Source organism: Caballeronia sp. SL2Y3, assembly GCF_022879575.1.
Classification (GTDB): Bacteria; Pseudomonadota; Gammaproteobacteria; order Burkholderiales; family Burkholderiaceae; genus Caballeronia.
This window is the reverse complement of the sequence record NZ_CP084261.1, coordinates 346,243-360,878: the sequence shown is the minus strand read 5'-3', so window position 1 is coordinate 360,878 and position 14,636 is coordinate 346,243. Positions and strand designations below refer to the sequence as shown.

10 protein-coding genes are annotated in these 14,636 nt (G+C 62.5%); 5 read left to right on the top strand and 5 right to left on the bottom strand.

Annotation, left to right across the window (positions count from 1 at the left end):
• Positions 1-254: 254 nt before the first annotated feature.
• Both LDZ26_RS14940 and LDZ26_RS14935 read left to right on the top strand, forming a co-directional pair.
• Positions 255-1,046: an ABC transporter substrate-binding protein gene (locus tag LDZ26_RS14940; protein WP_244849936.1), complete on the top strand. Its 792-nt coding sequence runs from the start codon at positions 255-257 to the stop codon at positions 1,044-1,046.
• Positions 1,047-1,286: 240 nt separating this feature from the next.
• On the top strand, positions 1,287-2,402 hold the full coding sequence (locus tag LDZ26_RS14935; protein WP_244849935.1) for a succinylglutamate desuccinylase/aspartoacylase family protein: 1,116 nt from the start codon (positions 1,287-1,289) through the stop codon (positions 2,400-2,402).
• Between the two features lie 13 nt (positions 2,403-2,415).
• Here LDZ26_RS14935 and LDZ26_RS14930 read toward each other — a convergent pair whose 3' ends face one another.
• Positions 2,416-2,784 (bottom strand): nuclear transport factor 2 family protein, encoded by a 369-nt coding sequence (locus LDZ26_RS14930; RefSeq protein WP_244849934.1) that lies wholly within the window; start codon positions 2,782-2,784, stop codon positions 2,416-2,418.
• Between the two features lie 262 nt (positions 2,785-3,046).
• Here LDZ26_RS14930 and LDZ26_RS14925 point away from each other — a divergent pair, with 262 nt between their 5' ends.
• On the top strand, positions 3,047-4,240 hold the full coding sequence (locus tag LDZ26_RS14925; protein ID WP_244849933.1) for a porin: 1,194 nt from the start codon (positions 3,047-3,049) through the stop codon (positions 4,238-4,240).
• A 55-nt stretch (positions 4,241-4,295) separates the two neighbouring features.
• On the opposite strand, the gene LDZ26_RS14920 is transcribed toward LDZ26_RS14925, so the two are convergent.
• From LDZ26_RS14920 to LDZ26_RS14905, 4 genes are all read right to left on the bottom strand, one after another.
• The gene (locus LDZ26_RS14920) at positions 4,296-5,936 is read right to left on the bottom strand and encodes a bifunctional aspartate transaminase/aspartate 4-decarboxylase (protein ID WP_244849932.1); all 1,641 of its coding nucleotides are present in this window, start codon (positions 5,934-5,936) and stop codon (positions 4,296-4,298) included.
• A 65-nt stretch (positions 5,937-6,001) separates the two neighbouring features.
• Positions 6,002-7,693 (bottom strand): aspartate-alanine antiporter, encoded by a 1,692-nt coding sequence (gene aspT / locus LDZ26_RS14915; RefSeq protein ID WP_244849931.1) that lies wholly within the window; start codon positions 7,691-7,693, stop codon positions 6,002-6,004.
• A gap of 351 nt (positions 7,694-8,044) precedes the next feature.
• A complete protein-coding gene (locus LDZ26_RS14910) occupies positions 8,045-9,106 on the bottom strand; it encodes an alkene reductase (RefSeq protein ID WP_244849930.1) in 1,062 nt (353 codons plus the stop codon).
• A gap of 60 nt (positions 9,107-9,166) precedes the next feature.
• Positions 9,167-9,460, bottom strand: coding sequence for a helix-turn-helix transcriptional regulator (locus tag LDZ26_RS14905; protein ID WP_244849929.1), 294 nt, complete (start codon positions 9,458-9,460; stop codon positions 9,167-9,169).
• A gap of 608 nt (positions 9,461-10,068) precedes the next feature.
• On the opposite strand from LDZ26_RS14905, the gene LDZ26_RS14900 reads away from it, so the two are divergent.
• Entirely contained in the window at positions 10,069-11,355 is a 1,287-nt protein-coding gene (locus LDZ26_RS14900; RefSeq protein WP_244849928.1) for an efflux RND transporter periplasmic adaptor subunit, read from the top strand.
• 62 nt (positions 11,356-11,417) lie between these two features.
• Positions 11,418-14,636, top strand: coding sequence for an efflux RND transporter permease subunit (locus LDZ26_RS14895; RefSeq protein WP_244849927.1), 3,219 nt, complete (start codon positions 11,418-11,420; stop codon positions 14,634-14,636).

Below are 14,636 nucleotides of genomic sequence, written 5' to 3'. Positions count from 1 at the left end.
CGGCGCGCCGGTAATCGCGCGCTAAACACGGCTTTTGCAAACATGCCGTAAGGAGGACGTGGTCTAATCCACCGCTATCCGGGGTTTCACTAGGTTCCGAACTATTTTGGCTTGGTAACCTTCTGCCGATTCTGCACGGACACGATCCGCGGAATGCGCGCCTTCCGGCCTGTTTCAGGCGACCGCCCGCCTCGCCGGACGGCACCGGAACGAGACCTTCCGGGCCGAACTGACCACCTTCTGGAGTTAAAACAGTGAAGAAACTGCTTGCCGCCTTGTCGATGTCCCTTCTCGCCGTCACGTCGTTCACCGCCGTCACGGCCCATGCCAAGGACTATTCGACGATCCGCTTCGGCGTCGACGCAAGCTATCCCCCGTTCGAATCGAAAGGTTCGGATGGCAAGCTGGTCGGTTTCGACATCGATCTCGGCAACGAAATCTGCGCGCGCCTGAAGGCCAAGTGCGTGTGGGTGGAGAACGATTTCGACGGCATGATCCCCGCGCTGAAGGCGAAGAAGTTCGACGGCGTGCTCTCGTCGATGTCCATGACGCCGCAACGCGCCGAGCAGATCGCCTTCTCCAGCAAGCTCTTCAATACGCCGACGCGCCTCGTCGCGAAGAAAGGCAGCGGCATCCTGCCGACGGCTGAGAGCCTGAAGGGCAAGAACGTGGGCGTCGAGCAAGGCACGATTCAGGAAACCTACGCCAAGACGTACTGGGCGCCGAAGGGCGTGACCGTTACGCCGTACCAGAACCAGGACCAGGTCTACGCCGACCTGACCTCGGGCCGTCTGGACGCCGCACTGCAAGACGCGGTGCAGGCCGACATCGGCTTTCTGAAGACGCCGCGCGGCGCGGGCTACGATTTCGCGGGCAAGGATATCGTCGACCAGAAGATTCTCGGCAACGGCGCCGGTATCGGTCTGCGCAAGGAAGACACCGACCTGAAGGCCCAGATCGACAAGGCGATCGCCGACATCATCAAGGACGGCACGTACAAGAAGCTCGAGAAGAAGTACTTCGACTTCGACGTGTACGGCGGCTAATTCTCCGGAAGCAGCCAATGAACGAACGGGCTCCGCGGAGCCCGTTTTTCATTGCGCGCCGTCCATCCGGTGCCGGCCATCCGCCCGCCCGCCGCGCCGATTTCGGCTAAGATCGAACGTCTGAGGCGGCGCCGGCGGACGGAGACACCGCGGCGCCCCACTCGCCCCGTATCGGAGCGCCTCAGCCCGTCCAGCAACCATCGAGGCAAGACCCCGCGCACTCGCGTGCGCGCGAACACTATGCAGACCAGAACTCACCAGCTCATCTCGCCGACGCTCGGCACCTCACGCAGCATCGCCAGTTTTCATTACGGTCCGGGTGACGGACAGAAGATCTACATTCAGTCGTCGCTGCACGCGGACGAACTGCCGGGCATGCTGGTCGCGTGGAAGCTGCGCCGCCAGCTCGCCGCTTTCGAAGCCGCCGGCAAACTGCGCGGCGAAGTGGTGATCGTGCCGGTGCCGAATCCCATCGGCCTGAATCAGTTCCTGCACGGCAATCTGCTCGGCCGTTTCGATACCAACAGCGGCCACAACTTCAACCGCAATTTCCACGATCTCGCCGCGCTGGTCGCGCCGCGCATCGAAGCGCGCCTGACGAACGACGCGGATGCCAACCGCCTCGCCGTGCGCGCCGCGATGAAAGAGGCGCTCGACGAACAGACGCCGCGCACCGAGCTAGAATCGCAACGCCTCGCGCTGCAAAAGCTCTCCTACGACGCGGACGTGGTGCTCGACCTGCACTGCGATCTCGACGCCGCGCTGCATCTGTACACGAACCCGGACATCTGGGAAGAAGTGGAGCCGCTCGCGCGTTATCTGGACTCAAAGGCATCGCTGCTCGCGCTGAATTCGGTCGGCAATCCGTTCGACGAGATTCACAGCTTCTGCTGGTCGGATCTGCGCGCGCGTTACGGCGATCGTTTCCCGATTCCGAACGGCGGCATCTCGGTGACGGTGGAGTTGCGCAGCCAGCACGACGTGTCGCACGAACTTGCGGACAAAGACGCGCAGGCTATCGTCAACTACCTGATTCACCGCGGCGTGATCGACGCGCCGCAAGCGCCGCTGCCCGCGCTCGCGTTCCCCGCGACGCCGCTCGCAGGCGCGGAGCCGATCGTCGCGCCGGTGTCGGGCGTGCTCGTGTTTCGCGCGCAAGTAGGCGCGTTCATCGACGCGGGCGAAGCGATCGCCGATATCGTCGATCCGCTGACCGACACCGTGACCACGGTCAAGTGCAGCACGTCGGGCGTCATGTACGCGCGGCATATCACGCGTTTCGCGACGGCCGGTCTCGAAGTCGCGCGCATCGCGGGCGCGAAGGCGTATCGCACGGGCTCGCTGCTGTCGGCCTGAGCGTTCTACGTCTCTAGAAAGCCATGAGACCGCACTGCGCCGCGACCACGCGCCAGGCGCCTGCGGTCTCGCCCCACGTCCGCGTATAGCGCAGGCTGCCCGCAAAGGGCGCGCCGCCGAACGTGCCCGATATCGCCACGCGGGTCACCGTGATGGCGAACGCGCCGTACACGCGGATGCTCTGCTCCTCGATGCTCAGCGTGTCGATGCGCTGCATGCCATAGCGATGCCCGTTGAGGTCGTCCGCCTTCGTCCAGACCTTGCCGGTTGCGTCGACGAAGCTCAGATCGTCGGCGAGAAGCGCGTCGAGCGCTTTCACGTCTGACGCGATCATCGCCTGTCTCAGCCGTTCCTCCAGTTCGCGGATTCCCTGTTCGTCCATGTCCCGATGTCCATTTGCTCGCGGTGATGAACCGCCAGCATAGCGCGGCCACGCGTGCGCGCGTTGGCACACCCGAGCGCGACACGCCAGCCCCGTTGCACCTGCGAGACACGCGAAGTCGAGGTAAACCCTGTCACATTTCTTTCTTCAGTCATCGCTACATTTGCGCCGTCGCCGCCACGCGCCAGACAGAGCGCGACACGCCGCAGACAGCGCTGCCCTCGCAGCGCACCACACCGCGAACCCACTGACGGAGCACGTTTTGAAGAAGAATCTTTTGGCTACTGCCGCCCTCGCCGCATTCGCCACCATCGCCACGTCCGCTCATGCACAGAGCAGCGTGACGCTGTACGGCATCATCGACGCCGGCATCAGCTATGTGAACAACAGCTCGACCAGCACCACGCGCGCCGGCAAGTCGCTCGTGAAGTACGACGACGGCGTGGCTCAGGCCAGCCGTTGGGGCATGCGTGGCGCCGAAGACCTGGGCGGCGGTCTTAAGGCCATCTTCACGTTGGAGAACGGCTTCAATAGCGGCACGGGCACGCTCGGTCAGGGCGGCGCGGAGTTCGGCCGTCAGGCTTATGTGGGTATCTCGAAGAACGACGTCGGCTCGCTGACCTTCGGTCGTCAATACAGCTTCAGCACCGACTATCTCGGCTCCGCGTATTCCATCGGCGGACAGACCGTCGCCGGCAACTACGCGTACCACATGAACGACTTCGACCAGTTGACGTCGAGCCGGATCAACAACGCGGTCAAGTTCTCGAGCGCAAACTTCTACGGCTTCACGTTCGGCGCGTTGTACGGCTTCTCGAACACGGCGGGCGCATTCGCGGGCACGCCCAACACGACGGTCGGCACCACGACCACTCAGGGTTCCTCGCGTGCCTACAGCTTCGGCCTGAACTACAAGGCCGGCCCGCTCGGCATCGGCGCGGCGTACACGGACATTCACTATCCGACGGCTGCGACGCCCGCATTCAGTTCGACGATCGCCAACATCAACACGACCGGCACCACCAACAACGCCAAGGACCTGCGCTCGTTCGGCGTCGGCGCGACTTACGCGTTCGGCGCGGCAACCGTCTTCGGCCTGTGGACGAACACGCGCTTCGAGCCGATCGTCGGTTCGAGCTCGCGCATCAATGCGTTCGATATCGGCGGCAAGTACGCCATCACGCCCGCGATGACGGCGGGTCTCGGTTACACCTACATGGACCTGTACGACAACCTGAAGGGCCACTGGCACCAGATCGACGCGAGCTTCGACTATGCGTTGAGCAAGCGCACCGACGTGTACCTGCTCGCCATCTATCAGAAGGCTTCGGGTTCGAACAACGGCGTGGAGAATCAGGCGTCGATCGGTTCGTCGTCGTCGAGCTACTTCGGCACGTCGGGCGCGGGCGAGAACAATCAGCTCGCGTTCCGCATCGCCATGCGCCACAAGTTCTAAGCGTCGCGCTCGATGCGCTCGACAATCGGGCCGCCTTGCGCGGCCCGATTGTCTCTTACTTACCCTTCTTGCCGTTCTGCGCCTGATATTGCGCGACGTGCTCATCGAGCATCTTGCGAATCGCGCGGCCAATCTGCCTGTAGTCGCTTTCGTTGAGATTGGCGAGCGACACGCGTCCCGAAGGATGCTGGGTGCCGAAGCCGCGCCCCGGCAGCAGCACGACGCGCGCTTCCTGCGCGAGCCTGAAGAGCAGTTCTGTCGGCTTCGTGTTCTTCATGACCCAGTCGACATAGTCGCGCCCATACATGCGCTCGCCGAGGTACTCCATATCCAGGATCGTGTAGTAATCGACGAGATTCTTGTCGTCGTCTTCCAGCGGAATACCGATCTCGCGATAGAGCGCCTGCTTGCGATTGCGAATGAGCCGCTTGAGCGCGTTCTTGTACGCATCGGGCGTGTCCATCAGCGAGAAGAGCGAGAACAGCACCATCTGCACCTGCTGCGGCGTAGAGAGGCCCGCCGTGTGATTCAGCGCGACCGTGCGGCTATCGGCCACCAGCCGGTCGATGAACTTGAGCTTGTCGGGCTCCGTCGTGATGGATTCGTAACGCTCGTGCAAGATCGCCTTTTGCTCTTTCGGCAACGCGGCGAGTTGTTCATCGAAGACATTCTCGCGATGCGTGGCGATGGTCCCGAGCCGCCAGCCCGTCGCGCCGAAGTATTTCGAATAGGAGTACACAAGAATCGTGTTCTTCGGACACAGCGCGAATAGCGATACGAAGTCGTCGGCGAAGGTGCCGTACACGTCGTCGGTCAGAAGAATGAGATCGGGCCGTTCCTTCACGATCTCCGCGATATATCGCAGGCTCTCGTCGTCCATCTTCACGGAAGGCGGATTGCTCGGATTGACGAGGAAGAACGCCTTGATCTTCGGGTCGCGCAGCTTGTCCAGCTCTTCCCTCGAATACTGCCAGCCTTGCTCGACGTCCGCATTCAGGTTCACCACTTCGAGCTTGTAGTCGTTGAGCTTCGGAATCTCGATGTACGGCGTGAAAATCGGCATACCGAGCGCAATCGTACCCCCTTGCTTGATGAGGAAATTCTCGCGCATCGTGTTGAAGATGTACGTCATCGCGGCGGTGCCGCCCTCGACCGCGAAGATGTCGAATTCACCGACGAACGGATGCTTGCCGATCATCTCGCGCCGCAGATATTGCCCGACGATGACCTCCGACAACTTGAGCATGCGGTCCGGCACCGGATAGTTCGAAGCGAGAATGCCTTCGCACATCTCGTAGAGAAAGTCGCCTGCGTTGAGGCCCAGTTGATCCCGCACATACGACACCGCGCCCGTCAAAAACGCGATGCCCGGCGTGCCCTTGTTCTCGCGCGCGAAGATTTCGAACCGTTCTTCGAGACCTTCATGCTTCGGAAAGCCGCCGATGCCTTCGGGCATGTACGCGAAGGAACGCTCCGATTCGCGCATCGCGAAGAGACCGAGTTGCCAGAAGCCGTGGCGCGGAATGGTCGCGAGGAAATTCGGATTGCCGCGGCCCGCGTTGAGCATCGCGACGTTCGCGGGACGCTCCACCACGCCGCCGCCCGCTGCCTTGATGAGTTCGTCCTTGAGTTCGAACGGGCTGAGCGAGGCCATCGCTGCACGATCGTCGGAACCGGACTTCGAGGACTTTGACATCCAACACCCCCAGTAAAAGAGCAATCAGGTACAGGAAGAAACGTTGAGACACGCAATGCCCGCCTTCACGTCATCAGCATCACCATGACCATCCCCCAGATGGTGAGCAGCGTATTGCCGACCGCATACGTGACCGTGTAGCCCAGGCCCGGCACCTGGCTCTTGGCCGCATCGCAGATCATGCCGAGCGCGGCTGTCGTCGTGCGCGCCCCCGCGCAAATGCCGAGCAGAATCGCGGGATGGAACTTGAAGACATACTTCGCGATATACATGCTGATGATGAGCGGCACCGACGACGCGAAAATACCCCACAAAAACAGGCTCACGCCGAGCTTTTGCAGGCCCGCGACGAAGCCCGGCCCCGCCGATATGCCGACGACCGCGATAAATACATTCAGTCCTACTGAATTCATGAACCAGATAGTCGGCGACGGAATGCGGCCGAACGTCGGATGTATCGCGCGCAGCCAGCCGAAGACGATGCCCGCAATCAGCGCGCCGCCTGCCGTCGAAAGCGTGATCGGGACCGCGCCGAAGCGAATCACGATTGCGCCGATGAGCGCGCCGAGCGTGATGGCGAGACCCACGAACGCCATGTCCGCCATGTCGCTCGGGCGGTCGATGACGCCCACCGCGTTCGCCACCGCGGTCGTATCCTGCGTGCGTCCGACGAGCGTCACGGTGTCGCCGCGATACAGCTTGGTGCTCGGCAACACGGGAATCAGCGTCTCCGTTGCGCCACGCTTGATGCGCCGTATGAACACGCCGCGCGCGCCCGGCGTTTGCCCCAGCTCGGCGAGCGTACGCCCTTCGACGTGCTTGCTCGTGATATAGACATCGACGCCTTCGACGGGCACTGCGAGCAGTTCCGCGTCGTCCACTTCGGTCGCGGTGCCGCCGAGCAAATCGACAAGATGCTCGCGCCGCCCGACGACCGCGACGACATCGCCCGGCTGGAGCACATCGTCGAGCTTTGCTTCCTGAATCTTCCCGTCGCGCCGGATGCGTTCGACGAAAAGCCGCGCGCCGGCTGGCCTCAGCGCTTCCAGCTGGCTCACGCTCATGCCGGCTGCGCGGCCCTGATCGGCGACGCGATACGCGCGCAGCGCGAACTGGTGCCATCCGCTGCCCGGCCCGCCCAGTTCGGCCGTTCCGCCGAGTTGTCGCTCGTAGTCCTTGCACGCGGCAACGAGATCGATGTTGAGGAGCTTCGGCCCGAGCATCGCGAGAATGATCGCCGAGCCTATGGTGCCGTAAATGTAGGTGACGGCGTATGCGGTCGGCATCGCGTCGAGCAATGCCTTCGTCTCGGTGGCGGGCAGGCCCAGGCGATTGATCGCGTCGGTGGCGAGGCCCATCGACGCCGAGATGGTCTGCGATCCCGCAAAGAGCCCGGCCGCCGATCCGACGTCATAGCCCGCGATCTTCGCCGCGGCATAGGGCGCGGCGAGACAGAGCACGCACTGGATAACCGAGAAAAGCGCCTGTGGCAAGCCGTCTTTCGCGATGCCGCGCACGAATTGCGGGCCGACGCCGTAGCCGACCGCGAACAAGAACATCAGAAAGAAGACGGCCTTCACATTAGACGAGATGGTGATGCCGAGCTGTCCGATGGCGATGGCGGCGAGCAGCGTCGCGGTCACCGCACCGAGGCTGAATCCTTTGAACGACTTCCCGCCGACCCAGTACCCGATGCCGAGCGAAAGAAAGATGGCGATCTCCGGGTAACTGCGCAGCGTTTGCGTAAGCCACGACATATGCGCTCCTTTGCGGGATGAACCCGCGACCGTCAGGTGCCCGACGGGCACGGGAAAAACGTAAGGAATGAGCGGCGTCTTGAATCGTTCATGAAACGAATCGCGGCATGCATCTTGTTCGTGTCGTTCCGGCGCGCGTATGCGTGTTCAAGGGCACGGCGGGCAGAAGGTCAGACGCACCAATACACTATTTTCGCGGTGCGGTTGTAAGCGAATGCGATAATTTCGCAGTGTGTCTGAAGAGGTGAGATCGTTGCACTTTGCATGGCAGCGCATGAGACCGACCGTGGGGCAAAAAAAAAACAGCGGCCGAAGCCGCTGTTTCCAAAACATGCCCGAAGCGAGCGTTGCTTACTCCGCCGTCTCCAGCAACGGGTAGTCGGTGTAGCCCTTCGGACCCGGCGCGTAGAACGTCGTGGTATCCGGCTGGTTCAGCGGCGCGTCGACTTCGAAGCGGCGCACGAGGTCCGCGTTCGCGATGAACGGCTTGCCCCACGCCACGGCGTCCGCATCGCCACGCTCGATGATGGCCTCCGCGCTTCGCTTGGTGAAGCCTTCGTTGGCGATATACACGCCGCCGAATGCCTTCTTCAGTTGCGGTCCGAGGCTGTCCGGGCCTTCCGCCTCGCGCGCCGCGATGAACGCGATCTTGCGCTTGCCGAGTTCACGCGCCACGTAGCCGAAGGTCGCTGCGCGGTCGCTGTCGCCCATGGTGTGCGAATCGGCGCGCGGCGCGAGATGCACGCCCACGCGATCCGCGCCCCACACGGCGATGCACTCGTCGACCACTTCGAGCATCAGGCGCGCGCGGTTTTCGATCGGGCCGCCGTACTCGTCGGTGCGCTTGTTGGTGCTGTCCTGCAGGAACTGGTCGAGCAGATAACCGTTCGCGCCGTGCACCTCCACGCCGTCGAAGCCCGCGCGCTTCGCGTTCTCCGCGCCCTTGCGATAAGCCGCGACCACGCCAGCGATTTCATCCAGTTCCAGTGCGCGCGGCGTGACGTACGGACGCTGCGGACGCACGAGGCTCACGTGCCCTTGTGCTGCGATTGCGCTCGGCGCGACCGGCAGTTCGCCGTTCAGGAAGATGGGGTCCGAAATGCGCCCCACGTGCCACAGTTGCAGGAAGATCTTGCCGCCCGCTTCGTGCACGGCGCGCGTGACGAGCTTCCAGCCTTCGACTTGCTCGTCCGACCAGATGCCGGGGGTATCGGCATAACCGACGCCCTGTGGCGTGACGGAAGTCGCTTCGCTGAGAATGAGACCGGCCGATGCGCGATCGGCGTAGTACTGCGCCATCATGGCGTTCGGCACGCGTTCGACGCCTGCGCGCTGGCGCGTGAGCGGCGCCATGACAATGCGGTTCTTGAGCGTGATTGCGCCTACCTGAAGCGGATCGAAAAGAGTCGGCATAACGATAAGATATGCTAATTGAATTGAAATGATGCTGTCACCTAAAAGGCATCCGGACGCTCAAAGATTCCCGATGGAATCGCGAAACGCCTGAATGACCGCTTCGTCGCGCTTGAAGAACACCCACTGCCCTACGCGCTTGGTGGTGACGAGCCCCGCTTTATGCAAAGTGGCAAGATGCGCGGAAACGGTGGACTGCGACATGCCGCAGCGCCCATCGATCTGGCCCGCGCAGACGCCATGCGACAGCGGCAGTTCCTGATTGGGGAAATGTCGCTCCGGCTCCTTCAGCCACTCCAGAATCTCGCGGCGAAGGGGGTTGGCAAGGGCCTTGTGAATTGCGTCGATGTCCATTTCGTTGCTCGTGTGCCTGACGGCCGGCCCATGCGGCGGTGAGCACGCGCGTTCCGAATCGTCTTGAGGCGAAGTATATATCGTTAATTTGCGATATGCAAGATCGCGCGTCGGCGGAGACGAGGAGAGACGACATCACGTGTATGCATAGTCACGACTATCGTTTCTTAAATCGATACATACAGGGCGAAACATAATAAGCAATCCATACATTCATGCGCCGCGCCGATTCGTCGGCTCTTTATAGAAGCGCCGTAAAGCTATGCCTTCGTCCGTGATCCCCACCAAATTTTCTATAGCGTTTTGGATCGTCTTCGTTTATTACTGGACTCATCGACACGTCGCGCCTGACGGTTGAGAGCCGACGTTTCGGGCGCTTTGCACCGTTACGATCGGAGTCCGCTAACACATCACAAGTATCAGGCTCGCGCTCATTGACGTCGCTTGGCCGTTCGGTTGTATGCGATGACGTCGCTCGGGAAGCCGAGGCTTCACGGCACGCCGTCGTTTAGCACGCAGTCGCCAATTGCATCGCGCGAGCATGCCGTGGCGAGCACGCGTCAGCGCGTTCGCTCCCGACTATCGGCCATCCCAGGGGGGAGGCGCTCATGGCGTTCATGTGCAAACAGATGCTCGACTGCAAGCGGTTCCACGAACTGCCGCGCCGGATGCTCGCACTGCGCTTGCGTTGCTCTGCCTCCATCGTGCTGTTCTCGCTCGCGGCGTGCAACAAGCCGCCTCCCGAAGCGCCACGGCCAGCCGTCGATGTCACCGTCGTCACCGTCACGTCGAAGTCAACGCCAGTTGATTTCGAGTTCACCGCGCAGACGCAGAGTTCGCGCGAAGTAGAAATACGCGCGCGCGTCGACGGCTTCCTCGAGAAGCGCATGTACACCGAAGGCGCGCTGGTGGAAGCCGGACAGGTGATGTTCCTCATGGACAAGCGCCCGTTCGAGGCCGCGTTGCAAACGGCCAAGGGCGCACTCGCGCAGCAGCAGGCGCGGCTCTTCGTCACGAAACAGAATCTCGCGCGCGTGGTGCCTCTCGCCGCGATGAACGCGTTGAGCAAGAAGGATCTCGACGACGCCACCGGTAATGAAAAGCAGGCCGAGGCCGCCGTCATCGCCGCGCAGGGCGAAGTGCAGACCGCGCAACTCAACCTGAGCTATACGACGATCCGTTCGCCGCTCAAGGGCTTGTCGAGTTTTGCGCGCGTGCAGGAAGGCAGCTACGTCACGCCGACGCAATCGGGCCTGCTCACCTACATCTATCAACTCGATCCTATGTGGGTGAACTTCAGCATCTCGGAGAACGAGTTGTTGAAATGGCGCGAGGAGATTCGCAAAGACGAACTGCACTTCCCGCCCGGCAACAAGTTCGACGTGACCGTCATTCAGGCAGACGGATCTGTCTACCCGCAAACCGGCCACATCGACTTCACGAATCCGGCATTCAGCACGGAGACGGGCACGTTCCTCGTGCGCGCGGTGTTCGCGAATCCGCGCGGCACGCTGCGCCCCGGCCAGTTCGTGAAGGCGCGCGTGGCGGGCGCGGTGCGCCCCAACGCGATTCTGGTGCCGCAGCGCGCGATTCTGCAGGGCGCGAAAAGTCATTTCGTCTGGGTGCTCGATGATCAATCCAAGCCGCGTCAGCGCGTGGTCGAAGTGGGCGAATGGCATGGCGACGACTGGTTCGTGACGAGCGGCCTGAAGGCGGGCGAGCGCGTGATCGTGGACGGCGCCGTGCGCGTCGGAGCCGATTCTCAAGTGCGCGTGGTGAGCGCACCGACGCCGGGCGAGGCACCCGCAACAGCGCCAGCCGCGACGTCCGCTCCCGGCGCGCAGGCGTCCCTGACCCAAACGAAAAACGAAGGCGGCGGCAACAACGAGAAGTGATGTGACAAGCCGACTACCGGAAGCATCGAAAGCATCGGAAGCACGTCGCGCGGAAGAGGCCAATGAACATCTCACATTTCTGCATTGACCGCCCGATTTTTGCCTCGGTCATTTCCATCGTCATCACGCTGGGCGGCGCGCTCGCGATGCTCGCGCTGCCGACCGCGCAGTATCCCGACATCACGCCGCCGCAAATCACCATCTCCGCCAGCTATCCGGGCGCGAGCGCCGATGTCGTCGCGAACAACGTGGCCGCGCCGATCGAGCAGCAAGTCAATGGCGCCGACCGGATGATCTATATGAGTTCGTCGAGTTCGTCGACGGGCAACCTGACCATCAACGCGTACTTCGAGATCGGCACGAACCCGGAGCTGGCGCAAGTGGACGTGCAGAACCGCGTCAACCTCGCGCTGCCGCAACTGCCGCAGTCGGTGACGGCGCAAGGCGTGCAGGTGCAGAAGAAATCGCAGGCGTTCATGATGGTGATCGCCATCTATTCGCCCGACGAGCGTTATGACGCAACCTATATCGCCAACTACGCGAACGTCTACGTGCTGGATGCGCTCAAGCGCATCCCCGGCGCGAATCAGGCGAGCATCTTCGGCACGCCCGATTACGCCATGCGCATCTGGCTCAAGCCCGACCGCATGGCGCAACTCGGCGTCACGGCGGCCGATGTGCAGACAGCCGTCGCCAATCAGAACCAACAGTTCGCGGTGGGACGTCTCGGGCAATCGCCGACGGGCGCACCCGTCGAGCAATCGTTCGCGGTGACGACATCGGGGCGGCTCACGGAGCCGTCGCAATTCGAGAACATCATCATTCGCGCGGAGTCGGGCGGCGCGGCCATCGTGCGTCTGAAGGACGTGGGCCGCGCGGAGCTCGGCCAGAAAGACTATTCCATTCGCAGCCGCTTTCAGGGCAAGTCGGCGACCGTGCTCGCGGTCTATCAGCAGCCGGGCGCGAACGCGCTCGACGTCTCGAAGCAAGTGCGCGCGCGTCTCGCCGAGATGAAGAAGTCGTTCCCGGAAGGCATCGACTACCAGATTGCGATGGATACGACCGAGTTCACGCGCGCGTCCATCTCCGATGTCGTGCACACGTTCTTCGAAGCGGTCGTGCTCGTGGTGATCGTCGTGTTCGTGTTTCTGCAAAGTCTGCGCGCGACGCTGATTCCGGTGCTCGCGGTGCCGGTGTCCATCGTCGGCACGTTCATGGGCATGTCGGCGCTCGGCTTCTCGATCAACATGCTGACTCTCTTCGGCATGGTGCTGGCTATCGGCATTGTGGTCGACGATGCGATCGTCGTGATAGAAAACGTCGAGCGCAACATGACGGTGCACAAGCTCGATCCGAAGGCCGCAGCGAAACTCGCGATGGACGAAGTGGCCGGCCCTGTGGTGGCCATCGTGCTCGTGCTGTGCGCCGTGTTCGTGCCGGTGGCGTTTCTCGGCGGCATCACGGGGCAAATGTACAAGCAGTTCGCCATTACCATCGCGATATCGGTCATCATCTCGGGCATCGTCGCGCTGACCTTGTCGCCTGCCCTCGCCTCGCTGCTGCTGAAGCCGGGGCATCACGAGAAGAAAGGCTTCTTCCGCTGGTTCGACCGCCAGTTTGCGCGCATGACGGCGGGCTACACGAGCGTCGTGCGGCTCGTCATCAAACGCTTCGTGATCGCGTTGCTGCTGTTCGCCGGAATGATCGCGCTGGCTGTCGTCATGATGCGCGACATTCCCACTGCGTTCCTGCCGCCGGAAGATCAAGGCTATCTGCTGGGCGCGGTCATCATGCCGGACGCGGCGTCTCTGGATAGAACGGGACAAGTCTCAGACCGCGTCACCGAGTACTTCATGAAGCAGCCGGCCGTCGGCAGCATCACGACGGTCGACGGCTTCAGTCTTCTCGACAGCCAGAACAAGAACAACGCTTCAACATTCTTCGTGGGCTTCAAGAGCTTCGAAGAGCGATACACGTCCGCGAACATCCGCACGCAAAATGCGCGCTCCGTGCTGGTCAATGCTTACAAGTCGCTCTCGCAGATCAGGGAAGGCATCGTGGTGCCGCTCAATCCGCCGTCGATACCCGGCCTCGGCACCACGGGCGGCACCGAGATGTGGATTCAGAGCAAGGGCGATGCGCCCACCGCGCAATTCGCGGCGATCGTCGAGGACTTCGTGGCGAAGGCCAAGCGCCGGCCCGAGCTGACCGGCGTGACGTCCACCTTCAACGCGTCTTCGCAGCAATTGCTCGCCGACGTGGATCGCGACAAGGCGGAGACGCTCGGCGTGCCCGTCGAAGACGTGTATAGCGCGATGCAGACGATGTTCGGCTCGCTCTATGTGTCGCAATTCAACCGCTCTAGCCGCCTCTGGCAAGTGATCTTGCAGGCCGAGCCTTCGTATCGGCTGCGGCCCGACGATCTCACGCAGATCTTCGTGAAGAGCAAGAGCGGCAGCATGGTGCCGCTCAAGTCGGTGGTCAATACGCGCTACGTCACGGGGCCCGATCTCATCACGCGCTTCAACAACTTCCCGGCAGTCAAGATCACCGCGAACGCCGCGCCCGGTTATGCGTCCGGTCAGGTCATTCAGGCGCTGGAAGAAGTGGCAGCGGGCTTGCCGTCCGATTACGGCATTGCGTGGAGCGGCGAGGCGTTCGAAGCGAAGCAGTCGGGCAGTTCGTCGGCACTCGTTTTCATATTCGGGCTCGTGATGGTGTTCCTGATTCTCGCCGCACAGTACGAGAAGTGGAGCCTGCCGTTCGGCGTCCTGATGGCCGTGCCGTTCGCCATCTTCGGCGCGCTGCTCGCCATTCTGCTGCGCGGGCTCAACAACGACGTGTATTTCCAGATCGGCCTCACGATGCTCGTCGCGCTGGCCGCCAAGAACGCGATTCTCATCTTCGAGTTCGCCGTGATGAACCGCGAGTCCGGCAAATCCGTGTTCGATGCCACGATGACCGCCGCCGAAGAACGTCTGCGGCCGATCGTCATGACATCGCTCGCGTTCATTCTCGGCTGCGTGCCGCTCGCCATCGCGACGGGCGCATCGGCGAACAGCCGGCATTCCATCGGCACCGGCGTGATCGGCGGGATGCTGGGCGCAACGGTCATCGCCGTGTTCTTCATTCCGATGTTCTTCTACGTGCTCGAAACGATGTCCTCGCGTTCGAGCAAGAAGAGCGGACACGCCCCGCCCGCTTCGGATGCGGCGCCAACTCACGGCGCATCGGGCGGCGGCGCCGACGCGCGGCCTTCCGCTCCCAACGAGGGGAACTGA

Excerpts from the sequence above, each read along its gene's own strand:
- LDZ26_RS14935 (WP_244849935.1), top strand. The coding sequence starts at position 1,287 with ATGCAGACCAGAACTCACCAGCTCATCTCGCCGACGCTCGGCACCTCA.
- LDZ26_RS14930 (WP_244849934.1), bottom strand. The coding sequence starts at position 2,784 with ATGGACGAACAGGGAATCCGCGAACTGGAGGAACGGCTGAGACAGGCG.
- LDZ26_RS14920 (WP_244849932.1), bottom strand. The coding sequence starts at position 5,936 with ATGTCAAAGTCCTCGAAGTCCGGTTCCGACGATCGTGCAGCGATGGCC.
- aspT (WP_244849931.1), bottom strand. The coding sequence starts at position 7,693 with ATGTCGTGGCTTACGCAAACGCTGCGCAGTTACCCGGAGATCGCCATC.
- LDZ26_RS14910 (WP_244849930.1), bottom strand. The coding sequence starts at position 9,106 with ATGCCGACTCTTTTCGATCCGCTTCAGGTAGGCGCAATCACGCTCAAG.
- LDZ26_RS14905 (WP_244849929.1), bottom strand. The coding sequence starts at position 9,460 with ATGGACATCGACGCAATTCACAAGGCCCTTGCCAACCCCCTTCGCCGC.
- LDZ26_RS14900 (WP_244849928.1), top strand. The coding sequence starts at position 10,069 with ATGGCGTTCATGTGCAAACAGATGCTCGACTGCAAGCGGTTCCACGAA.
- LDZ26_RS14895 (WP_244849927.1), top strand. The coding sequence starts at position 11,418 with ATGAACATCTCACATTTCTGCATTGACCGCCCGATTTTTGCCTCGGTC.